The sequence below is a fragment of the Pseudomonas sp. AC112 genome (assembly GCF_979253545.1).
In genome coordinates, this window is the sequence record NZ_CEEDCM010000001.1 from 1,878,195 (window position 1) to 1,900,704 (window position 22,510).

22 protein-coding genes and 1 tRNA gene are annotated in these 22,510 nt (G+C 61.1%); 10 read left to right on the forward strand and 13 right to left on the reverse strand.

Annotated elements, in window-relative coordinates; genetic code table 11:
* Window positions 1-38: 38 nt before the first annotated feature.
* Complete coding sequence (grxC, locus tag AC0IYN_RS08780) at window positions 39-293, reverse strand: glutaredoxin 3 (RefSeq protein ID WP_010213876.1); 255 nt, start codon at window positions 291-293, stop codon at window positions 39-41.
* Between the two features lies 1 nt (window position 294).
* Window positions 295-708, reverse strand: coding sequence for a rhodanese-like domain-containing protein (locus tag AC0IYN_RS08785; RefSeq protein ID WP_010213877.1), 414 nt, complete (start codon window positions 706-708; stop codon window positions 295-297).
* 151 nt (window positions 709-859) lie between these two features.
* Here AC0IYN_RS08785 and gpmI point away from each other — a divergent pair, with 151 nt between their 5' ends.
* Window positions 860-2,386: a 2,3-bisphosphoglycerate-independent phosphoglycerate mutase gene (gene gpmI / locus AC0IYN_RS08790; protein WP_471841090.1), complete on the forward strand. Its 1,527-nt coding sequence runs from the start codon at window positions 860-862 to the stop codon at window positions 2,384-2,386.
* A 216-nt stretch (window positions 2,387-2,602) separates the two neighbouring features.
* Here gpmI and AC0IYN_RS08795 read toward each other — a convergent pair whose 3' ends face one another.
* A complete protein-coding gene (locus tag AC0IYN_RS08795) occupies window positions 2,603-3,115 on the reverse strand; it encodes a PBECR2 nuclease fold domain-containing protein (protein WP_471841091.1) in 513 nt (170 codons plus the stop codon).
* Window positions 3,116-3,357: 242 nt separating this feature from the next.
* Between AC0IYN_RS08795 and AC0IYN_RS08800 the strand changes: the two genes are divergently transcribed.
* Genes AC0IYN_RS08800 through AC0IYN_RS08810 form a run of 3 tightly spaced genes read left to right on the forward strand, consistent with a single transcriptional unit; the run spans window position 3,358 to window position 6,775 of the window.
* Window positions 3,358-4,653 (forward strand): murein hydrolase activator EnvC family protein, encoded by a 1,296-nt coding sequence (locus AC0IYN_RS08800; protein ID WP_406596773.1) that lies wholly within the window; start codon window positions 3,358-3,360, stop codon window positions 4,651-4,653.
* Between the two features lie 30 nt (window positions 4,654-4,683).
* Window positions 4,684-6,000, forward strand: a complete 1,317-nt coding sequence (locus AC0IYN_RS08805) for a S41 family peptidase (RefSeq protein ID WP_078046457.1) — start codon at window positions 4,684-4,686, stop codon at window positions 5,998-6,000.
* 1 nt (window position 6,001) lies between these two features.
* On the forward strand, window positions 6,002-6,775 hold the full coding sequence (locus AC0IYN_RS08810) for a divergent polysaccharide deacetylase family protein (RefSeq protein WP_099491323.1): 774 nt from the start codon (window positions 6,002-6,004) through the stop codon (window positions 6,773-6,775).
* A 24-nt stretch (window positions 6,776-6,799) separates the two neighbouring features.
* On the opposite strand, the gene AC0IYN_RS08815 is transcribed toward AC0IYN_RS08810, so the two are convergent.
* The 7 genes from AC0IYN_RS08815 to AC0IYN_RS08845 form a co-directional block, all read right to left on the reverse strand.
* Window positions 6,800-7,555 carry a substrate-binding periplasmic protein gene (locus AC0IYN_RS08815; RefSeq protein WP_471841093.1) on the reverse strand — a complete coding sequence of 252 codons (756 nt, stop codon included), beginning with the start codon at window positions 7,553-7,555 and terminating at the stop codon, window positions 6,800-6,802.
* A 66-nt stretch (window positions 7,556-7,621) separates the two neighbouring features.
* Window positions 7,622-8,392 carry an imidazole glycerol phosphate synthase subunit HisF gene (hisF, locus tag AC0IYN_RS08820; RefSeq protein WP_003171107.1) on the reverse strand — a complete coding sequence of 257 codons (771 nt, stop codon included), beginning with the start codon at window positions 8,390-8,392 and terminating at the stop codon, window positions 7,622-7,624.
* A 9-nt stretch (window positions 8,393-8,401) separates the two neighbouring features.
* A complete protein-coding gene (gene hisA, locus AC0IYN_RS08825; protein WP_003187784.1) occupies window positions 8,402-9,139 on the reverse strand; it encodes a 1-(5-phosphoribosyl)-5-[(5-phosphoribosylamino)methylideneamino]imidazole-4-carboxamide isomerase in 738 nt (245 codons plus the stop codon).
* Between the two features lie 39 nt (window positions 9,140-9,178).
* Entirely contained in the window at window positions 9,179-9,436 is a 258-nt protein-coding gene (locus AC0IYN_RS08830) for a DUF2164 domain-containing protein (RefSeq protein WP_078046454.1), read from the reverse strand.
* Window positions 9,437-10,075 (reverse strand): imidazole glycerol phosphate synthase subunit HisH, encoded by a 639-nt coding sequence (hisH, locus tag AC0IYN_RS08835; RefSeq protein WP_016979116.1) that lies wholly within the window; start codon window positions 10,073-10,075, stop codon window positions 9,437-9,439.
* Entirely contained in the window at window positions 10,075-10,668 is a 594-nt protein-coding gene (gene hisB / locus AC0IYN_RS08840; protein ID WP_017849940.1) for an imidazoleglycerol-phosphate dehydratase HisB, read from the reverse strand. Before hisB ends, hisH begins: the two co-directional genes overlap by 1 nt.
* A 250-nt stretch (window positions 10,669-10,918) precedes the next feature.
* Window positions 10,919-12,580 carry an OFA family MFS transporter gene (locus AC0IYN_RS08845; RefSeq protein WP_406596770.1) on the reverse strand — a complete coding sequence of 554 codons (1,662 nt, stop codon included), beginning with the start codon at window positions 12,578-12,580 and terminating at the stop codon, window positions 10,919-10,921.
* A 325-nt stretch (window positions 12,581-12,905) separates the two neighbouring features.
* Here AC0IYN_RS08845 and AC0IYN_RS08850 point away from each other — a divergent pair, with 325 nt between their 5' ends.
* The 4 genes from AC0IYN_RS08850 to AC0IYN_RS08865 all read left to right on the forward strand — a co-directional run bounded on the left by AC0IYN_RS08850 (window position 12,906) and on the right by AC0IYN_RS08865 (window position 16,628).
* Window positions 12,906-15,116, forward strand: a complete 2,211-nt coding sequence (locus AC0IYN_RS08850) for an AsmA family protein (RefSeq protein WP_099491330.1) — start codon at window positions 12,906-12,908, stop codon at window positions 15,114-15,116.
* Window positions 15,113-16,180 (forward strand): A/G-specific adenine glycosylase, encoded by a 1,068-nt coding sequence (gene mutY, locus AC0IYN_RS08855; RefSeq protein WP_471841100.1) that lies wholly within the window; start codon window positions 15,113-15,115, stop codon window positions 16,178-16,180. The genes AC0IYN_RS08850 and mutY overlap by 4 nt, the downstream gene beginning before the upstream one ends.
* Window positions 16,177-16,449, forward strand: coding sequence for an oxidative damage protection protein (locus AC0IYN_RS08860; RefSeq protein WP_025859455.1), 273 nt, complete (start codon window positions 16,177-16,179; stop codon window positions 16,447-16,449). The genes mutY and AC0IYN_RS08860 overlap by 4 nt, the downstream gene beginning before the upstream one ends.
* Before the next feature lie 103 nt (window positions 16,450-16,552).
* Window positions 16,553-16,628: transfer RNA gene (locus tag AC0IYN_RS08865), tRNA-Phe, on the forward strand.
* Between the two features lie 155 nt (window positions 16,629-16,783).
* Here the strand turns inward: AC0IYN_RS08865 and AC0IYN_RS08870 are convergent.
* On the reverse strand, window positions 16,784-18,376 hold the full coding sequence (locus AC0IYN_RS08870) for an ArnT family glycosyltransferase (RefSeq protein WP_471841101.1): 1,593 nt from the start codon (window positions 18,374-18,376) through the stop codon (window positions 16,784-16,786).
* Window positions 18,377-18,463: 87 nt separating this feature from the next.
* Window positions 18,464-19,429 (reverse strand): arsenic resistance protein, encoded by a 966-nt coding sequence (locus AC0IYN_RS08875; RefSeq protein ID WP_471841102.1) that lies wholly within the window; start codon window positions 19,427-19,429, stop codon window positions 18,464-18,466.
* Between the two features lie 174 nt (window positions 19,430-19,603).
* On the opposite strand from AC0IYN_RS08875, the gene AC0IYN_RS08880 reads away from it, so the two are divergent.
* Together AC0IYN_RS08880 and AC0IYN_RS08885 are read left to right on the forward strand one after the other, a co-directional pair.
* Window positions 19,604-20,542: an alpha/beta hydrolase family protein gene (locus AC0IYN_RS08880; RefSeq protein ID WP_471841104.1), complete on the forward strand. Its 939-nt coding sequence runs from the start codon at window positions 19,604-19,606 to the stop codon at window positions 20,540-20,542.
* Window positions 20,543-20,546: 4 nt separating this feature from the next.
* A complete protein-coding gene (locus tag AC0IYN_RS08885) occupies window positions 20,547-20,960 on the forward strand; it encodes a hypothetical protein (RefSeq protein ID WP_471841106.1) in 414 nt (137 codons plus the stop codon).
* A gap of 119 nt (window positions 20,961-21,079) precedes the next feature.
* Here the strand turns inward: AC0IYN_RS08885 and gabP are convergent, their stop codons facing one another.
* Window positions 21,080-22,471: a GABA permease gene (gene gabP, locus AC0IYN_RS08890; protein WP_471841107.1), complete on the reverse strand. Its 1,392-nt coding sequence runs from the start codon at window positions 22,469-22,471 to the stop codon at window positions 21,080-21,082.
* Window positions 22,472-22,510 lie beyond the last annotated feature (39 nt).

The following is a 22,510-nucleotide window of genomic DNA, read 5'->3' on the forward strand; positions in this document are numbered from 1 at the left end:
GATCCTTCTTGATCTTGGGGTCTTTTAGGGTTTAGGAGTCAGACGAGCAGCAGCGCATCGAGTTTACCGGCGCGCTCCAGAGCGAACAGGTCATCGCAGCCACCGATGTGCTTGGCGCCGATCCAGATCTGCGGCACGGACGTGCGCCCCGCCTTCTGGGCCATTTCGGCGCGCACCTGGGGTTTGCCGTCGACCTTGATCTCTTCGAAGGCAACGCCCTTTTTCTCCAGCAGGGCCTTGGCCCGCATGCAGTAAGGGCACCAATCGCTGGAATACACGACAACCTGGCTCATATCACTTCACCAGCGGCAGGTTATCGGCGCGCCAGCTGCTGATGCCACCGGACAGCTTGGCGGCGGTGAAGCCGGTCTTGAGCATTTCGCGGGCGTGGGTGCCGGCGTGCTGGCCTTGGGCGTCGACCAGGATGATGGTCTTGGCCTTGTGCTTTTCCAGCTCGGCCAGGCGCGCGATCAACTTGTCCTGCGGAATGTTCAGGGCGCCGACGATGTGGCCGGTGGCGAAATCCTTGGCTGGGCGGATGTCAACGACAACGGCCTCGTCCTTGTTGACCAGCGCGGTCAGCTCCGCCGTGCTCAGGCTGCGGCCACCGCGGCTCAATTCGTGAGCGATCAGCAGCGCCAGTAGGATGACGAAGGCACCCACAAGCAGATAGTGGGCAGTGGCAAATGCAATCAGGTGATCAACCATCAAGGAGGTTCCAGGGCGTTAAAATGGCGGTAAGTATACACAGCCGCCAGGGGGGGCCAACCCCCGTAAAGCGGTGACGTGGTCGGAACTTCGCTTTAAACTGCCACTCCCTTTTCAATTGTCTTCCTTTATTACCGCCGCGAGAGGATCTATGACTACTACGCCTAAACCTTTGGTCCTGATAATTCTCGATGGCTTCGGACACAGTGAAAGCCACCACGACAACGCGGTATACGCGGCCAAGAAGCCGGTACTCGACCGCCTGACCGCCACCGTCCCCAACGGCCTGATCTCCGGTTCCGGCATGGACGTAGGCCTGCCGGACGGCCAGATGGGCAACTCGGAAGTCGGCCACATGAACCTAGGCGCCGGACGAGTGGTATATCAAGACTTCACCCGTGTGACCAAAGCGATCCGCGATGGCGAGTTCTTCGAGAACCCGACCATCTGCGCCGCGGTAGATAAAGCAGTAGCCGCCGGCAAGGCCGTGCACTTCATGGGCCTGCTGTCCGATGGCGGCGTCCACAGTCACCAGGACCACCTGGTCGCCATGGCCGAACTGGCTTTCAAGCGCGGCGCCGACAAGATCTACCTGCACGCCTTCCTCGACGGCCGCGACACCCCGCCGAAAAGCGCGCAATCGTCCATCGAACTGCTCGACGCCACCTTCGCCGCCCTCGGCAAAGGCCGCATCGCCAGCCTGGTGGGCCGTTACTTCGCCATGGACCGTGACAACCGCTGGGACCGCGTCGCCCAGGCCTACAACTTGATCGTCGACGGCCAGGCCGAATTCAACGCCGCAACCGCCCAGGAAGGCCTGGAAGCCGCCTACGCCCGTGGCGAGAGCGATGAATTCGTCAAAGCCACCACCATCGGCGAGCCGGTCAAGGTCGAAGACGGCGACGCCGTAGTGTTCATGAACTTCCGCGCCGACCGCGCCCGCGAGCTGAGCCGCGTGTTTGTCGAAGACGGTTTCAAGGAGTTCGAACGCGCCCGCCAGCCGAAAGTGCAGTACGTGGGCCTGACCCAATACGCCGCCAGCATCCCGGCCCCCGCCGCCTTTGCAGCGGGCACCTTGGATAACGTGCTGGGCGACTACCTGGCAAAAAACGGCAAGACCCAGCTGCGCATCGCCGAAACCGAAAAATACGCCCACGTGACCTTCTTCTTCTCCGGCGGCCGCGAAGAGCCGTTCCCAGGCGAAGAACGCATCCTGATCCCATCGCCAAAGGTCGCCACCTACGACCTGCAGCCGGAAATGAGCGCACCGGAAGTCACCGACAAGATCGTCGACGCCATCGAACACCAGCGTTACGACGTGATCGTGGTCAACTACGCCAACGGCGACATGGTCGGCCACAGCGGCAACCTGGAAGCCGCCACCAAGGCCGTGGAATGCCTGGACCTGTGCGTCGGCCGCATCGTCGACGCCCTGGAGAAAGTCGGCGGCGAAGCGCTGATCACCGCCGACCACGGCAACTGCGAGCAAATGTCCGACGAATCCACCGGGCAAGCCCACACCGCCCACACCACCGAGCCGGTGCCGTTCATCTATGTCGGCAAGCGTGATTTCAAGGTGCGTGAAGGCGGCGTGCTGGCGGATGTGGCGCCGACCATGCTGATGCTGATGGGGTTGGAGAAGCCGGTGGAGATGACGGGGACGTCGATATTGGTCTGAAATGTTTCAGGGGTTGCTCAAAGCGAGTAGCCCATCAATAATGGACCTGAGCGCGAAACCAGTTGCCTCCAGTGGCGATAACTGGCGTAGGAACCCCGTTGGTGGCTGGACATCAGCGTAGGGTGAGACCTCCACACCCCCGCTTGAGGGTGTGTATATGAATATCAAGCACTTTACTTCAGGGCAGTTCTCTCGAACTGCCCTTTTCTTTGCCCGCTATAAAAGCTGGTGGCGCTTGTAAAGCAGTTCGCCATGGCGATGCTTGTTCAAAGCCTTGGCATCGGTCTGCATGAAATTCCACAACAGATTGCCTGCCTGGATATTCACAACAACCAGCATCTGACGCTTGGTTTCATAGGCTCCAACGAAGGCCAAGCGTGCCGAACCATCGCTGTACGCGACACGCCAAATCTCCAGAGGCCCGGTTAGTGTATCGAGCGCGAACTTTACATATCTTTCTCGGGCGTCCTGTCGCTTTTCGACTATATGAACCAGGGTTACACGCTGGATCAACACTTCTCCCAATGGAGAAACAATACGAGTCTGTGAGGAAGCTGAATCGGCAAACCCCAAGTTTGAAGCCACGATTTCAACAGCATCTGTGATGTCTTTGCCTGTCGGCACTTGCGCAACTGCGCAGGACCGAAGTGCCCGGTCGAGGCTACGTAAGTCAGGCAAGCCGTAATCAAGCCAGGTTTGCTGGCCTTTTAGTTCATGAGTACAGGGCATTGCCGATCTTGCCGACTAACTGACTAGCGGGACCGAGAGTCTATTCCCAGAAACAAAAACCAGTTCAACAGGAGCGTTTCAAGGCGTTTCTTCGTTTTGTTTGACCTCTTAAACCAACCGATCAAATCACCCTAAACGGCTTTTTATGACGAACGCCTCAAAGCAGTTGGCCTTGAGGCGTTTTTTTTGCCGCGCTTGGCGGGCATACTAGGCCGTCCATTTCCCTGGTGTCGCCCGCCTCTATGCTTCGCGCCTTGATTACCCTTGCTCTTGTCTGCCTGCTCCAACCGGCGTTTGCCGATGAGCGCGCACAAACCCAACAACAGTTGGACGCTACGCGTCAGGACATTACCGAGCTGAAAAAACTGCTCGGCAAGCTCCAGGAAGAGAAATCCGGAGTGCAGAAAGACCTGCGCGGTACGGAAACCGAGATGGGCAAGCTGGAGAAGCAGGTCCAGGAGCTGCAAAAAGAATTAAAGAAGAGCGAGTCGGAACTGGAGCGACTCGACGCTGAGAAAAAAAAACTCCAGAGCGCACGCGTTGAACAGCAACGCCTGATCGCGATCCAGGCCCGTGCCGCCTACCAGAACGGCCGCCAGGAATACCTCAAGCTGCTGCTCAACCAGCAGAACCCCGAGAAATTCGCGCGCACCCTGACCTACTACGACTACCTGAGCAAGGCCCGCATGGAGCAGTTGAAAAGCTTCAACGAGACCCTGCGCCAGTTGGTCAACGTCGAACAGGAAATCGCCAACCAGCAATCGCAGCTGGAAGACCAGAAAAGCAGCCTCAACGCACAGCGCGACGAGCTGGACAAGGTCCGCAAGGAGCGCCAGCTGGCCCTGGCCAAGCTCAATGACGACGTGAAGGCCCGCGACGCCAAGCTCCAGGCCCGCGAGCAGGACCAGGCCGACCTGGCCAAAGTGCTCAAGACCATCGAAGAAACCCTGGCTCGCCAGGCACGTGAGGCCGAAGAAGCGCGACAGAAAGCGCTGATCGCCCAGCAGGAAGCCGAAAAAAAGCGCCAGCGTGAGGCCGAATTGGCTGCCACCTCGGATGCTCCGGCCCCGCGTAAACCGGCACATGCAGCGCCTGGCCCGCTGGTTTCCAGTGCCGGCGAGTCGTTCGGCGGCCCTTTTGCTTCAGCGCGCGGCAAACTTCCATGGCCAGTTGATGGTCGATTACTGGCACGCTTCGGGGAAACCCGTGGCGATGACACCCGCGCCAAGTGGGATGGGGTGATGATCAGCGCCTCGGCCGGCAGCCAGGTGCACGCCGTTCACGGTGGGCGCGTGGTGTTTGCCGATTGGTTGCGGGGCGCCGGTTTGTTGGTGATTCTTGACCACGGTAATGGCTATTTGAGCCTTTACGGCCACAATCAGACTTTACTCAAGTCGGCAGGTGATGTTGTAAAAGCCGGTGAATCCATCTCCACTGTCGGTAACAGTGGTGGCCAGGACACCCCGGCGCTGTACTTCGCTATTCGTCAGCAGGGTCGCCCGAGCGACCCTGCACAATGGTGCCGTTCCCAAGGATAGGGCTGCATCTACATTAGGAGTTCGTTCGACATGCTGCATTTGTCCCGCCTCACTTCGCTGGCCCTGACGATCGCCCTCGTGATCGGCGCGCCTCTGGCATTCGCCGACCAGGCCGCTCCGGCTGCACCCGCCGCCACGGCCGCGACCACCAAGGCACCGTTGCCGCTGGATGAGCTGCGCACCTTTGCCGAGGTCATGGACCGAATCAAAGCCGCTTATGTCGAACCCGTAGATGACAAGACCCTGCTGGAAAATGCCATCAAGGGCATGCTCAGCAACCTCGATCCGCACTCCGCCTACCTGGGCCCGGAAGATTTCGCCGAGCTGCAGGAAAGCACCAGCGGTGAATTCGGCGGCCTTGGCATTGAAGTCGGCTCCGAAGACGGCAACATCAAGGTGGTCTCGCCGATCGATGACACCCCGGCGTCCAAGGCCGGCATCCAGGCTGGCGATTTCATCGTGAAGATCAACGGCCAGCCGACCCGTGGCCAGACCATGACCGAAGCCGTCGACAAGATGCGCGGCAAGATCGGCCAGAAAATCACCCTGACCTTGGTACGCGACGGTGGCAACCCGTTTGACGTGACGCTGACCCGCGCGACTATCGTGGTCAAGAGCGTGAAGAGCCAGTTGCTGGAGTCGGGCTACGGCTACATCCGCATCACCCAGTTCCAAGTCAAGACCGGCGACGAAGTGGCCAAGGCGCTGGCCAAGCTGCGCAAGGACAACGGCAAGAAGCTCAGCGGCATCGTGCTCGACCTGCGTAACAACCCAGGCGGCGTGCTGCAGTCGGCGGTGGAAGTGGTCGACCACTTCATCACCAAGGGCCTAATCGTGTACACCAAGGGCCGTATCGCCAACTCCGAGCTGCGCTTCTCGGCCACCGGCAACGACCTGAGCGAAAACGTGCCACTGGCCGTGCTAATCAACGGCGGCAGCGCCTCGGCGTCGGAGATCGTCGCCGGCGCCCTGCAAGACCAGAAGCGCGGCGTGCTGATGGGCACCACCAGCTTCGGCAAAGGCTCGGTGCAAACCGTGCTGCCGTTGAACAACGAGCGCGCGTTGAAGATCACCACCGCGCTGTACTACACGCCGAACGGACGCTCGATCCAGGCCCAGGGCATCGTGCCGGACATCGAAGTGCGCAAGGCCAAGATCACCAACGAGATCGACAGCGAGTACTACAAAGAGGCAGACCTGCAAGGCCACCTGGGCAATGGCAACGGCGGCGCCGACCAGCCAACCGGCAGCGGCAAGAAAGCCAAACCGATGCCGCAGGACGATGACTACCAACTGGCCCAGGCGCTTAGCCTGCTCAAGGGCTTGAGCATCACCCGCAGCCGTTGATATGCGTTTTGCCCTGATCATCGCTGTGCTGTGCAGCCTGGCAGGCGTCGCCCATGCGACGCCTGCCGGCGAGCCCCACAAAGCCTACCTGACCCTCATCATCGATGACCTTGGGCAAAACCTGCCCAGGGATCGGCGTGTGCTGGCCCTGCCCGGGCCAGTGACCACGGCGATCATGCCCGACACGCCCCACGCCGCCGAATTTGCGCGCGAAGCGCACAAGGCCGGCAAGATCGTGATCCTGCACATGCCGATGGACCCGGCCACCGGACCGTTCGCCTGGCACCCCGACCTGCCCATCGAAGAGCTCGGCAAGCGCCTGGATGCGGCGTTCCAGGCCGTGCCCTTCACCGCTGGCATCAACAACCACATGGGCAGCCGCATGACCGCCCAACCGGCCGCCATGGCCTGGCTGATGGCCGAGCTGCAACGACGCAACAAGTTTTTCGTCGACAGCCGCACCAGTGCACAAACCGTCGCCGCCGCCGAAGCACAGAAAATCGGCCTGGCCCATGTTTCGCGGGACGTATTCCTCGATGACGAGCGCACCGAAGCAGCGATCACCACGCAATTGCAGACCGCGATCAAGCTGGCGCACAAGCAGGGTTCAGTGGTGATGATCGGCCACCCGTATCCGCAAACCCTGGCGGTGTTGGAGCGCGAATTGCCCAAGCTCAAGGCCCAGGGCGTTGACTGGATCGATATCAAGTTGATGATCAGCGTGCGCAGTAACCAAGCGATGGCCGGGCATGGCAAGAATGGTATTTACCGCTGACGGTCCACTGTAGGGGTTGGCCGGTTACAGATATTTCGCCATGATTTCGTCGACGACGCCGTCTTTACGCAGTTGGTCCAGCGCAGCCTGCAGCTTGGCGACCAGTTCGTCCGGCACCTCCTTGTTCAGCGCGAGGTACAGCTGGGCACTGTTGAAACGCAACACCGTCCTGAGCCCCGTCACGCCAACCTGGCGCGCCAGGTAACGCCCGGCGGGGTCGCCAGTGGCCCATAGGTCGATCTGGCCATCCAGCAGCTTTTGCGCGTTATCCTGATCACGTAGCACCACCACCGGGTTGAGACCCTGCTTCTCCAGGGTCTCGGCGATGGCATCGCCCTTATAGGCGCCGATCTTGTAGCGGCGGGCATGCTCGAGGCCATCCAGTTGGATCTTGCTGTCGGCCTTGGCCAGCAGCACCCAATCATCCGGGCCGATGGGGCCGACCCACTTGAACAGGGCCTCACGATCCGGCAGGCGCGCCATCACGAACACGCCGTAGCCAGGTTTTTCCAGGGCGAGCTTATAGATACGCTCCCATGGGAAACGCAGGGTGAGGTTGTAGGAAATGCCGGCGCGCTTGAAGGTTTCGCGCACGATGTCCACGGCGATGCCTTCGATGTTCTCGTCCTTGGCGAAGTTCTTGCCGTTTTTCGCCATGTTGTAGGGCGGGAAGTTTTCCGTCAGCAACACCAGGGAGGCATCAGACGATTCATCGGCGTGAGCCAAGCCAGCCAACAGGAGGGACGAACTGGCGAGGGCGAGCAACAGGTGCTTGAACATGTAAGTTACCGGAATCCATGGCAAGCGCAGAGAGTGCCGCGCGCCTGCCATGGTGTCCAGCAGCGTTTAGCGAACGACGATGCCGCGCGCCGCCATGTAGGCCTTGGCCTCGGGGACGGTGTACTCGCCAAAGTGGAAAATACTCGCCGCCAGCACCGCGCTGGCGTGGCCTTCAATCACGCCGTCGGCCAGGTGCTGCAGGTTGCCGACGCCGCCGGAGGCGATCACCGGAATGCCCAGGGCATCGCTGATGGCGCGGGTTACGCCGAGGTCGAAGCCGTTTTTCATGCCGTCCTGGTCCATGCTGGTCAGCAGGATTTCACCGGCGCCCAGGCCTTCCATCTTCATCGCCCACTCCACCGCGTCCAGGCCGGTTGGCTTGCGACCGCCGTGGGTGAAGATTTCCCAGCGCGGGGTTTCGCCCGGGCCTGAGACTTTCTTGGCGTCGATGGCGACCACGATGCACTGCGAACCGAAATGCTGCGCGGCTTCGCCGACGAACTCCGGGTTGAACACGGCTGCGGTATTGATCGAGACCTTGTCCGCGCCGGCATTGAGCAGGTTGCGGATATCTTGCACGGTGCGCACGCCGCCGCCCACGGTCAGCGGGATGAACACCTGGCTGGCCATGCGCTCTACGGTATGCAGGGTGGTGTCACGGCCGTCGACGCTGGCGGTGATGTCGAGAAAGGTAATCTCGTCGGCACCTTGCTCATCGTAGCGACGGGCGATTTCCACCGGGTCGCCGGCGTCACGGATGTTCTCGAACTTGACGCCCTTGACCACGCGACCGTTGTCGACGTCCAGGCAAGGGATGATGCGTTTGGCCAGCGCCATGGTCAGTCCTCAGCCGTTGTAGGCATCGCAGTAAGCCTGGGCTTCGGCGACGTCCAGGGTCCCTTCGTAGATCGCGCGGCCAGTGATGGCGCCGATGATGCCAGGGGCCTTGGCGTCCAGCAGCGACTTGATGTCGCCCAGGTTGTGGATACCACCGGAAGCGATCACCGGGATCTTGGTCGCAGCAGCCAGCGCGGCGGTAAACGGCACGTTGCAGCCCTGCATCATGCCGTCTTTGGCGATGTCGGTATAAACGATGGCGGAAACGCCGTCAGCTTCGAACTGCTTGGCCAGGTCGATGACCTGCACGGTGCTGATCTCAGCCCAGCCGTCGGTGGCGACGAAGCCATCCTTGGCGTCCAGGCCCACGATCACTTTGCCAGGGAACGCACGGCAAGCTTCGGCGACGAATGCCGGGTCTTTCACGGCCTTGGTGCCGATGATCACGTAGCTCACGCCGGCCTTGACGTAGTGCTCGATGGTTTCCAGCGAGCGGATACCGCCGCCGATCTGGATCGGCAGGTTCGGGTAGCGCTTGGCGATGGCCGTGACCACTTCGCCATTGACCGGCTGGCCTTCGAAGGCGCCGTTCAAGTCCACCAGATGCAGGCGACGGCAGCCCCCTTCTACCCATTTGGCAGCCATGCTCACCGGGTCATCGGAGAACACGGTGGAGTCTTCCATGCGGCCTTGGCGCAGACGTACGCAGGCGCCGTCCTTGAGATCGATAGCGGGGATAATCAGCATCTGGCAAACCTTATTCGATATTCAGCAATGCTTGGGAAATCAGGGTTTCTCAAGCGACCACAGGTCGCTTTCGATGCTTTCGAACCTTTCTTTAAGGAGCGTCTGCGTGTCGAAAATCGCCCTGTTGTAATAATGCGGAGCCACTTCATTGGTGAACAGTTCGAGGATCTCGGCGACCTCGAACGAACCCAGCTTGAGCTCGAAGCGATCTTCCATAAAGCGCTTGATCTTGAGGGTAGCCTCACTCTCCTGTTCGGGCGTGAGGTTCAAGATCGGCTGCTTCGGCTTCCTGGCCATTTACCAGCGCCCGTCCCAGGCGGCGAAGTTCTGCAGCAATTGCAGGCCATGGGTATGGCTCTTCTCCGGGTGGAACTGCACGGCAAACCGCGAACCTTCGGCCAGCGCGGCGGCGAAGTCGACGCCGTAGTGCCCGCCGCCCACCACCTGGCCCGGCTTACCGGCGGCGATGTAGTAGCTGTGCACGAAGTAGAAGCGCGCCATGTCCGGCACTTCGTGCCAGAGCGGGTGGTCCACGGTCTGGCGGACTTCGTTCCAGCCCATGTGCGGGACTTTCAGGTGTTCGCCGTCTTCATGCAGGTCTTTGCCGAAAAACTTCACCTGGCCTGGGAACAGGCCGATGCAGTCGACGCCGTCGTTCTCTTCACTGCTGTCGAGCAAGGCTTGCATGCCCACGCAGATGCCGAGAAACGGACGGTCCTGGCTGACTTCGCGCACCAGGCTGTCAAAGCCCAGGCGGCGGATCTCGGCCATGCAATCGCGAATCGCGCCAACGCCGGGAAACACCACCCGGTCGGCTTCGCGAATCACGCTGGCATCGCTGGTGATCAGCACCTTGCCGGCGCCTACGTGCTCGAGGGCCTTGGCCACCGAGTGCAGGTTACCCATGCCGTAATCGATAACCGCGACCGTCTGCATTACAGGACGCCCTTGGTCGAGGGCATTTGCCCGGCCATGCGCTCATCCAGCTCTACAGCCATGCGCAGCGCGCGGCCGAAGGCCTTGAACACGGTTTCGATCTGGTGGTGGGTGTTGGTGCCGCGCAGGTTGTCGATGTGCAGGCTGACAAGGGCGTGGTTGACGAAACCCTGGAAGAATTCCTGGAACAGGTCGACATCGAAGCCGCCGACGGTGGCGCGGGTGTAGGGCACGTGCATCTGCAGGCCGGGGCGGCCGGAGAAGTCGATGACCACGCGCGACAGCGCTTCGTCCAACGGGACATAGGCGTGGCCGTAGCGACGGATGCCTTTCTTGTCGCCGATGGCCTTGGCAAATGCCTGGCCCAAGGTGATACCGACGTCTTCCACCGTATGGTGGTCGTCGATATGCAGGTCGCCCTTGCTGACGATATCCAGGTCGATCAGCCCGTGACGGGCGATCTGGTCCAGCATGTGCTCAAGAAAAGGTACACCGATATCAAATCGGGCCTTTCCGGTGCCATCCAGGTTGATCGAGGCTTTGATCTGGGTTTCCAGAGTGTCGCGCTCGACGGACGCCTTACGTTCGGCCATCACCAGCTCCGCAAAATCATTGGGCGAAAAAGGCAGCCATTATAGGGGCGCGGGCGCTAAACAGAAACATCGGAGGGGATAAGACTGATGGAGTGTCGGGGATAGACATGTGCATACATGTGAGAACCAGCTTTTGTGGCGCTGGCTTGCCTGCGATGCAGGCACCTCGGCTTTTCAGTTGCACCGAGGTGATGCCATCGCGGGCAAGCCCGGCTCCCACAGGAACCGCGCCCACAAAATTTTTGCGGTGTTAGTGGAACAGGACTGCGGTCTTCTGCAGGGTCACCCACACACCCCACGCCAACGGAATACCCACCACCAACCAGGCGGCGATAGCCAATGGCACGGTACCGGAGGCTGCCTTCCACTCCAGGGAAGTGGTGGCATCGGCGCCTTTGTCATGGCCCAGCGCCTGTTCGGCGGCCAGTTCGGCGTCAGTCATGAAGTACTTGTCGGCCACCGGACGAACCAGCAGGTTGCAGATGAAACCCAGCACCAGCAAGCCGGCGAGGATGTACAACGTGATGTCGTAGGCCGCAGCGCGTTCAACGCCGATGCTCAGCTGATACTCACGCAGGTAGTTCACCAGTACCGGGCCCAGCACGCCAGCTGCAGCCCAGGCAGTCAGCAGGCGACCATGGATCGCGCCAACCATCTGGGTGCCGAACAGGTCGGCCAGGTAAGCCGGAACGGTCGCAAAGCCACCACCGTACATCGACAAGATGATGCAGAACGCCGCCACGAACAGCGCCACGTTGCCCAGGTGCCCCAGGTTCGGGATCAGCGCGTACAGGGCAAAGCCCAGGGCGAAGAACACGAAGTAGGTGTTTTTACGGCCCAGGTAGTCGGAGAACGACGCCCAGAAGAACCGGCCACCGATGTTGAACAGGCTCAACAGACCGGTGAAACCTGCCGCGATGGCCGCGATGGAGGCCAGTTGACCGGCATCCAGCTGACCAAACGGCACATCCACACCCAGCAACTTGCCGCCGAACACTTCCTGCAGCAGTGGCGAAGCCATGCCGAGGATGCCGATACCGGCGGATACGTTCAGGCACAGCACCAGCCATACCAGGCGGAATTGCGGAGTTTTCCACGCTACGTTCACGTGGACGTGACGGTGGGTGATCATCGCATTGCTGGCTTTTTTCGCCGGGGCGGTCCAGCCCTCAGGCTTCCAGCCAGTCGGTGGAACGCGGTACAGCAATGCGCCGCCGATCATGAACACAAAGTAGATTGCCGCCATCACCACAAAGCTCTGCCATACGCCCACGCTGGTTGGCGTGGCGAAGTGGCCCATCAGCGCTGCGGCCAGGGGAGCACCGACCATCGCGCCGCCGCCAAAGCCCATGATCGCCATACCGGTGGCCATGCCGCGCTTGTCCGGGAACCACTTGATCAGGGTCGATACGGGTGAGATATAGCCCAGGCCCAGGCCGATACCGCCAATGACCCCGGAGCCGATCCACATCAGCCAGATCTGGTGGGTATAGATACCCAACGCCGAGATCAGCAGACCGCCGCACCAGCACAGTGCCGACACGACGCCAGCCTTGCGTGGCCCGGCATGTTCCAGCCAGCCGCCCCAGATCGCTGCCGAGCAGCCCAGGAAGATGAAGAACAGGGTGTAGATCCAGCCCAACATGGAGATGGGCCAGTCGCATTGGGACGAGAAGATTTGGGCGATGAAGCCCATGTCCGGCGCGCAGGCGAGCGGTTTGGTGATACCCAGTGCCTTGGACAGTGGCAGCCAGAACACCGAGAAGCCATAGGCCATGCCGATGCACAGGTGGATGGCCAGGGCGGCCGGCGGAACCAGCCAGCGGTTGAAGCCGGGCTTGGCGATAATGCGTTCCTTGGACAGGAACGCAGGCTGTGCGGCAGTTGAACCCGCCGCAGTGCTAGTGCTCATTGGTGTTTCCCCCAGTTGTTAGTATGTGTCCGTCAGGCGCTCTCTCCCTCGGCCTTGCACGCAAAGCGTTGGCCGTTGTTGTTGAGTAAAGCTCCATTTGAGCGCGACGCTATGTCGCAGAAGGCAGACGAACCTGCGCAGATTAGCACCTGTGGATGACAGAAAAACCAAACTGATATCACCTTTTTCAGGAAATCTGTTTTGTTTGACGCCAGAAACCCGCTTCCCCGCCCTGGATACAATGTAACGATCAGGGCACTGACGTAGGCCGTCGGGCGTTATACTCTGCGGCTAAATTTTGAAATCGACATACAAGGACTCGCCCATGAAAGCGTTCGGCAAAATCCTGGGTCTGGTACTTCTCGGGCTGTTGCTGATCATTGTGGCTCTGGGTTTTGCCCTGACCCATCTCTTCGATCCCAACGACTATAAAGACGAGATTCGCCAGATTGCCCGCGACAAGGCCCACATCGAGCTGACGCTCAATGGCGACATCGGCTGGAGCCTGTTCCCCTGGCTCGGCCTTGAACTGCACGAAGCCAGCGTGGCGACCCTGACTGCGCCGACCCAACCTTTCGCCGACCTGCAGATGCTCGGCCTGTCCGTGCGCGTGCTGCCGCTGCTGCGCCGCGAAGTGCAGATGAGCGATGTGCGAGTCGAAGGCCTGAACCTGCGCCTGACCCGCGACAAGCAAGGCCATGGCAACTGGGAAGACATCGGCAAGAACGTGACCGAGGCGAGCGCTGGCAGCCCAGGTTCGGTTGAGCCGCCTCGCGAGGCTGAACCGGAAAAACCGGCAAAACCCATCCGCCTGGACATTGACAGCCTGACCGTCAACAACGCCCGCGTTGAATACAACGATGAGCAGACCGGCAAGCAGTTCAGCGCCGAAAGCATTCAATTGAGCGCCGGTGCGGTGCACGAAGGCGCCAGCATCCCGGTGAAGCTCACCGCCTTCTTCGGCAGCAACCAGCCGGTGATGCGCGTCAAGACCGAGCTCAACGGCAACCTGCGCATCCAGCGTGCGCTCAAGCGTTATCAGCTTGAAGACATGAAGATCACTGGCGAAGCCACGGGTGAGCCGCTGCAGGGCAAGACCGTGACGTTCTCCACCCAGGGCCAACTGCTGGTGGACCAGGCGGCCAATATTGCCGAATGGACCAACATGAAGCTGTCGGCCAACCAGTTGCGCGCCTTGGGCGAACTGAAGGTCAACGACCTGGACAAGACCCCGCAGCTCAGCGGTGCCCTCTCCATCGCCCAATTTGACCTGGCCAAATTCCTCGACAGCGTCGGCCACCCATTGCCGCCGATGGCCGACGGCAGCCTGAGCAAGGTCGAGTTGGTCAGCCGCCTCAAAGGCACGCCGACCAGTGTGGCCCTGGAAGACCTGAACCTGAAACTCGACGGCAGCACCTTCACCGGCCGCGTCGCCGTGGACGATTTCGCCAAGCAATCCCTGCGCGTTCAGCTCAAGGGCGACACCTTCAACGCCGACAACTACCTGCCGGCCAAATCCGAATCCGCCAAGGGCGCAACCGCCGCACGCCAGGCCGAAGTGCAAAACAGCGAAGCCGGTGCCATGGCCGCCGGCGGCACCACGCCACTGCCCGACGCTCCGACAAAAGGGGCCTGGAGTACCGATAAACTGCTGCCATTGACGCGTCTGCGCACGCTGGATGTGGACGCCGACCTTGCGTTCGGCCAACTTACCCTGAGCAAGTTGCCGATCCAGAATGCCGCGCTCAAAGCCTCCGGCCTCGATGGTCAGCTCAAGCTCGACACCTTGAGCGGCGGTCTCTACAACGGCAGCTTCCAGGCCAATGGCACGCTTGATGTGCGCCAGGACATCCCCGTGCTTGCGCTGCAAAGCCGGATCAAGCAGGTGCCGGTCGAGCGCATCCTGCAAGCCCAGGGGCAAACCCCGCCGGTGAAAGGCCAGATCACCCTCGACAGCAACCTCACAGGCCGTGGCAATAGCCAGAAAGCCCTGATCGACAGCCTCAACGGCACCGCGAGTTTTGTGATCAACAACGGCGTGCTGCTCAATGCCAACCTTGAGCAACAACTCTGCACCGGCATCGCCCTGCTCAATCGCAAGACCTTGAGCAGCACGCCGCAAGGCAAGGACACGCCGTTCCAGGAGTTGAAGGGCAACCTGACCTTCCGTAACGGGGTCGCCAGCAACCCTGATTTGAAAGTGCGCATCCCGGGCCTGACCGTCAACGGTAACGGCGACGTCGACCTGCGCGTGCTGGGCATGGACTACCGCGTCGGCATCATCGTCGAAGGTGACCAGCGTGAAACGCCAGATCCGGCCTGCCAGGTGGGCGCCAACTTCCAGGGCATCGAAGTGCCGCTGCGCTGCCGTGGCCCGCTGGAACTGGGCGCCAAGGCATGCCGCCTGGACAAGGACGGCTTGACCCAGGTGGCCATCAAGGCGGCCGGCAATAAGCTCAGCGACAAGTTGGAAGAGAAGCTCGACAAGGTGAACCCGCAGCTTAAAGACGCGCTGAAGGGCCTGTTCAAACGATGAGAAACGAGCAATTTTCAGCAGCCGTACTCAATTGGTACGACCGCCATGGTCGCCATGACCTGCCCTGGCAACAGGGCATCACGCCTTATCGGGTGTGGGTCTCGGAGATCATGCTGCAACAGACCCAGGTGAGCACCGTGCTCAATTACTTCGACCGTTTCATGGCCTCGCTGCCGACGGTCGAAGCCCTGGCCGCTGCACCGGAAGACGAAGTGCTGCACCTGTGGACCGGCTTGGGTTACTACACCCGGGCGCGCAACCTGCAAAAGACCGCAAAGATTATCGTGGCGGACTATGGCGGCGAGTTTCCCAAGGATGTCGAGAAGCTCACCGAGCTGCCGGGCATAGGCCTGTCCACCGCCGGTGCGATCGCCAGCCTGAGCATGGGCTTGCGCGCGCCGATCCTCGATGGCAACGTCAAGCGCGTCCTGGCGCGCTTTACCGCACAGGAGGGCTACCCCGGCGAGCCCAAGGTGGCCAAGCAGCTGTGGGCCACCGCGGAACGCTTCACGCCCCATGATCGCGTCAACGCCTATACCCAGGCGATGATGGACATGGGCGCCACCCTCTGCACCCGCAGCAAACCCAGCTGCCTGCTATGCCCGTTGGAGAAAGGCTGCGAAGCCCACATGCTCGGCCTGGAGACGCGCTACCCGATCCCTAAGCCGCGCAAGACCATCCCCCAGAAGCGCACGCTGATGCCGCTGCTGGCCAATGCCGAGGGCGCGATCCTGCTTTACCGTCGCCCTTCAACAGGCCTGTGGGGCGGCCTGTGGAGTTTGCCGGAGCTGGATGACTTGCAAGACCTGGAACACCTGGCCAACCAGCACGCGTTGGAACTGGGCACGCAGCAGGCGCTGCCGGGGCTGATCCACACCTTCAGCCACTTCCAGCTCGCCATCGAACCCTGGTTGGTCCAGGTCGAAGAATCCGCCCATCACGTGGCCGAGGCCGACTGGCTCTGGTATAACCTCGCCACCCCGCCGCGCCTGGGCCTTGCCGCCCCGGTGAAAAAACTGCTGAAGCGCGCGGCCGACGTATTGAATGCAGGAGTGTCGTCATGACCCGCACCGTAATGTGCCGCAAGTACAAAGAAGAATTGCCAGGCCTGGAACGCCCTCCGTATCCAGGCGCCAAGGGCCAGGACATTTTCGAACATATCTCTGCCCAGGCTTGGGGCGACTGGCTGAAACACCAGACCCTGCTGATCAACGAAAAGCGCCTGAACATGATGAACGCCGAAGATCGTAAATACCTGGCGGGCGAGATGGACAAGTTCTTTTCCGGCGAGGAATACGCCAAGGCCGACGGCTACGTGCCGCCTGCTCAATAATTGATCAAAAACCGGGGTCGGCACGTAAGCGACGGTAATAATTAAATATTTTTTGAAAACTTGCTTGACGACCCCCTGAAAAACCCGTTTAATGCGCCCCGTTGCCCAGATAGCTCAGTCGGTAGAGCAGGGGATTGAAAATCCCCGTGTCGGCGGTTCGATTCCGTCTCTGGGCACCACCTTCAGCTTTCAGGTGGTGTCAACATCACGTGAAAGCAATCAAGAAACCCGCCTAGTGCGGGTTTTTTGTTGCCTGTGATTTTTATCTCCGAACAGCTTTCGCCGAACTCACTCGCAAACCGGGCGCCCTCCTCGTTCGACTCAAGTTGCCGATTCACTTCAGTAAAAATACCATCAGCGGGTTGTCATTCAGCCGCCCTTCAAACCTTGGCGCCAACTGCTCCAGAGGCGTCCCTTTCAACAACGCGGTTTCCTTGCGCGAGACGATCACCCAGGCTGGCCGAGGCAAAGCCTCCAGTCGCGCGATCTCGTTGCTTGCGATGAACACTGGTTGCTCATCGTGATCCAGGTTCATCACGTAGCGCACCGCCCAGGTGTCCCGGCCCAGGTTGATAAACACCAGCGGCCCCGGCTGAGCGCTTCGCAGCGCCTCGACTCGGCCGACAAATTGCCGGGTATCGAATTGCAGATCCTTCGCCGGTTCAACCACCGTCACCAACAGCAGCCATTGCGCGGCCAATGCGATCAGGCTGAGCCACACCAGCCGCCCCACCCGACGCCAGGCGATCAGTGCCGCGATCTGCAGCACCACCAGCCCGCCGATCAGCAGCGGTAGCGAAACGTCAGGCCAATAACCATGCTTCTGCCACCCATGCCGACAGACAACGACTACAACCACGCACAACGCCGGCAGCACTGCGACAAGCCATTCGTAGGTACGACGCACGCCAACGAGCCAACCTTGCGCCTGGAGAAGCCCATAGGCGGCGACAGCGGCGAACATCGGCACCATGGGCAGGATGTAATAGGCGCGCTTGAAATGCGGCACCGACAGCCCGAGCAAAATCATCAAGCCGCAGGCCCCTAGCCGCACCACTGACTGCATATCGCCCGCGAATCGCTCGGACCAGCGATGACGTAGCGCAACCATTGTGGCCAGCGCCAACGGCACCACCGGGAAGTAGCGGTACAAACCCAGCTGGAAGTAGAAATAGAACGGCTCACCGGTCTCATCGAGGCGCCCGCCCACCTGCATCTTGAACACCTCATCGGCAAAGGCATCACCGCCACTGACGCGCGCCAACTTCACCAGCACCCACCAACAGGCCGCCAGCAATACCAGGCCGATGACACCGTGGATCAGCACCTGCCTGACCCGCTCACCAGGCTTGCCGAGTGCCCAATAGACGCAGACCACGCCACAGACCTCGATCAAGCCCAACGGCCCGCGTATCGCAAAGCCCAGGATAAACAGCGGGAACACCGCAAGCCGCCGCCAGCGCCCGCCGCTGTGCAGCAGGTAGAAACTGCCGACACACAACAACGCCACCATCTGGTCCAGGCACACCGACCGGGATTTTTCCAGCAACTGGGTGGTAAGCAAGGTCAATAACACCGTGAGCAGCGCCCACTGGCGATTCGCCGGGACCAGCAGGCGATACATCACCGCCACCACCCCAGCGGACGCCAGGGCGGTGGGCAATACGTTCGCCAAATGATTCGGCGCACCAAACAGCCGGGCAAACAAAAAGCTGAAGAAGGTCGCAGTGCCGGGGTAATCCGCGTAGGGCTGCCCGTAGGTGGTCGGGAAAAAACTCGCGCCATGGCGAAACATTTCCTGCAGGAACAGCGCCCAGCGCCCGTCAAAACCCTGGGGTTGCTGATCCCAGATGCCGAAGGTGAACAGCACAAGAGCGAGCAGGAAAATGCCCAGTGATTCCAGGCGGAAACGGTTGCGGTGATCCATCGGTTGACCTGTCAGGTAAGGGGCGCCGACTTATGGTGCCGACCGCCCTGCTGAATAGCGGCTGAACAAACCTGAACATTGCCGTTTTTACCGACCTGCGGGCCACACCCACCTAGGGATCAACCGAACGTAAATCAACTCGCCAACGAGCTCGACCAGGGTTTGCAGGATCACCGCAGTCGCCGCCAAGCCACGCACATCCTCGGGCAGCGCCAGCGCCAAGGGCAGCACCACCAACGAGTTACGCGTCGAAGCGCTGAACGTCACCGCCCGCGCCGTAGGGGCAGGGAGCGCCAACAGCCGCGACGCCAGCGCACCCATCAGCGGCGCCAGCAACAAAAAGCCGATATACACCGGGATCACCGGCAACAGCAGGCTCATATCCCGCACCACCGACGTGATGTGTGAGGCGATCACCACAAACAACACCAGCGCCATCGTCGGCACCGGCAACCACGCCCAGGCGCTGCTCCAGCCACTGACCATCGATGATCGCCGCGCCAGCGACGTCGTGACCACCGCCAGAATCATCGGCACCACGATCAACAAGAGGAACGCCTCTACAAACGGCTGCGCCTGGACCACCACCTCGGATTGCGCGCCGAGCATCAGGCTCAGATAGAGCGGCAACAGCGCCAACTGTAGCAACAACAGCAGCGGCGTCGCCGCCAGCATCAACCGCGAATCGCCCTTGCCAATGTGGGTAAACACCACCACGTAGTCGATGCACGGCGTCAGCAATACCAGCAACGCTCCCACCAGCAAGGCCGGGCGCCCCGCCAGGCTTTGGGTCAACGCCCACACCAGCAAGGGAACGAGGATGAAATTGGCCAGCAACAATGCCGACAGGAAACGCTTGTGGCCCAAGCCTTGGCGCAGGTCCAGGAAGGGGATCTGCAGGAACATCGCGTACATCAGCACCGCGATAGCGGGGGTGACCAACGCGCTGAGGCCGTGGGCGAATGAGGGCACGAGCAGGCCGAAGACGACGGCCAGCAGAACGGCGGCGAAGTAGACCGGGATCTGGTTGTGTTCGAGGGCGTCGCGCGTCATAAGGCTGGCTCAGATGGATCATAAGGCCGACAGCCTAAGCACCCAGGGCGGCAAGGTCGAGCACCCTGACAATCTCCACGATCACGCTGCGCGAAATTTGTTAAGTTCGACGTCTTATAAAAAAGCGCGTGAGCCTGCATGCCCTCACCTGAGGCGCAAGGACCCAGTAGCCCTATGAACCTTCCAACCCCTTTCCACGAGCCTGCCGCCGACGGCTACATGCTGGGCGGCTTTACCTGGCGCCACCCGCGCACCGACCTTGAACGTCCGGTCGTCATCATCAACGCCGCCACCTCCGTACGCTGCCGTCACTACTCCCGCTTCGCCGATTACCTGTTCGCCAACGGCTTCGACGTCATCACCTACGACTACCGTGGCATCGGCGAATCCCGCAGTGGCTCGCTGCGCGGCTTCAAAGCCTCGTGGTCGGACTGGGGCGTATTGGATTTCGAGGCGATGTTGCAGCGAGCACAGCGGGATTTTCCGGGGCAGCCGATAGATGTCGTCGGCCACAGCTTCGGTGGCTGCGCGGCCGGGCTCGGGGCGTCGGGTGCGGTGATCCGGCGGATGGTGACCGTGGGCGCGCAGTTTGCGTACTGGCGCGATTACGCAGCGAGCGTGCGCTGGCGGATGTTCGCCAAGTGGCATGTAGCGATGCCACTGGTGACAGCGCTGTGCGGGCACTTCCCCGGCAAGCGCCTGGGCTGGCTGGAAGACACTCCTGCGGGCGTGGTGCGAGACTGGAGCACGCCGTCGCCCAGGTATGAAACGCGACCCAGCGGGCGAGATCTGGGCGAGCTGCCATTCAGCCGCGTGAAGGCGCAGATTCTGGCGATCAGCATCACTGATGATCCCTTCGGAACCGTAGCTGCCATTGAACGGCTACTGGGTTACTTCGACAGCAGTGAGTGCACTCACCTGCGCATCGCGCCTGAAGACATAGGCGAAAAGGAAGTCGGACATTTCGCATTTTTTCGCAGCGAGTATCAGGACCGGCTGTGGCCGATTGCGTTGGCGTGGCTTCAAAACGTCCCATCAACTGCAGATACCCTTGGGATTTCCCCCAACCTGCGCTTCAATACTCCACTCAGACCCAGAACCCTAGGACGTTGAGCCCATGGCCTCGCCGAACAAGCAGCAAAAACGCGCCCACCGGGCAAAGGCCAAGGCCAAGCAGAACCGTACCCAGCGCGCCGTCGCGATCAAGCCGGATGCGTTTGCCGGCGATGACAGCCGCATTGACCTTGAGTCAGTGGATTTGACTGAGCTGTTTGTAGAGATGCGCACCGCAGGCGAGACCAGCCAGCAGGCGCTGTGCGCCGTATTCCTGGCCCATCCATTGCTGGCACTGGTGCTGGAGCAGGAAGGCGAAGAGGAAGCCACCGACTTCATTCTTGCGGCATTGATCGAGTATCGGCAGTGGGCCACGAACACCGACGATGAAGCCGCCGCACTGGCGTGGATCGAGTCGCCGCAATTCCAGGCGGATTACGTTGCGGCCTCTCAAGCGCTGACCAGTTCGCAAGACTGACGCAGAACCAAATGTGGGAGCGGGCTTGCTCGCGAATGCGGAGTGTCAGTTAACAGATTCATCCACTGATACACCGCTTTCGCGAGCAAGCCCGCTCCCACATTTTTTACCGCACTCCGTCAGTTCAGTACGGCTGCACCCGCTCTCTGCGCCTTGCGGCGGCTCGCCACGATCAACCCCGCCGCCACCACCAGCACGCTCAGCACGCCGGTCGCGATGATCTCGACCCGGTGCGCTTCCTGGAACAGCATGATGGTCAGCGTACCCACGATGAACACCATCACCGCGTAGGTCAGGCCTGGGAACAGCCACATCTTGAAGACAATCTTCTCGCCCGCCGCCGTGCGTTTCTGGCGCATGCGCAGTTGCGACACGGCGATCACCAGGTACACCAGCAACGCGATGGCGCCGGAGCTGGCCAGCAGGAATTCAAATACCGCAGCCGGGGCCACGTAGTTGGCGAACACCGCCAGGAACGCTGCGCCGGTGGACAACAATACCGCCCAGTAAGGCGTGCCGCTCTTGTTGGTGCGCTTGGCCACGGCCGGTGCGTCACCGCGACGACCCAGGGAGAACAGCATGCGCGAAGCGGTGTACAGCGCCGAGTTCAAGCAGCTGGTCACGGCGACCAGTACCACCAGGTCGACGATCAGCTTGGCGTTCGGGATGCCCATGCGCTCCAGCACAGTCTGGTAGGAACCCACGGCCGCCAGGGTCGGGTCGTTCCACGGCACCAGTGACACCACGATGAAGATCGACAGCAGGTAGAACAAACCAATCCGCCAGATCACCGAGTTGGTGGCCTTGGTGATTTGCTGGCCTGGGTTCTTCGATTCAGCAGCGGCAATGGTGACGATCTCGGTGCCCATGAACGAAAACATGGTGGTCAGGATCGCCGCGAGGACTGCACCCATGCCGTTTGGCATAAAGCCCTGGGTGTCGAACAGATGGGAAACACCACTGACCTGGCTGGTCGGCAGGAAGCCAAAAATCGCGGCCAGGCCCAGGATCACAAAGCCCACGATCGCCACGACCTTGATCAACGCAAACCAGAACTCGAATTCGCCGTAGTTCTTCACGCTGAACAGGTTGGTTGCTGTCAGCAGCAAGGTGATGATCAGGGTGAAGGCCCAGATGGCCACATCCGGGAACCAGGCGTGCAGGATGGTCGCGGCGGCGTTGGCCTCCAGCGGAATCACCAGCACCCAGAACCACCAGTACAACCAGCCGATGGTAAACCCGGCCCAGTGACCGATGGCGCGGTCGGCATAAGTAGAGAACGAACCGGTGTCTGGCGACGCCACGGCCATTTCGGCCAGCATGCGCATCACCAATACCACCAGTGTACCCGCCGCGGCGTACGCCAGCAGTACAGCCGGGCCGGCGGCAGCAATCGCGTGGCCTGAGCCGACAAACAAACCGGCACCGATGACGCCGGCAATCGACAGCATGGTGACGTGACGCGGTTTGAGCCCCTGTTCGAGGTCATTGGAGCTTTGCGTACTACTCATTGACACACCTTTGCGAGGAATTGCGAAAACGGTCGGCCC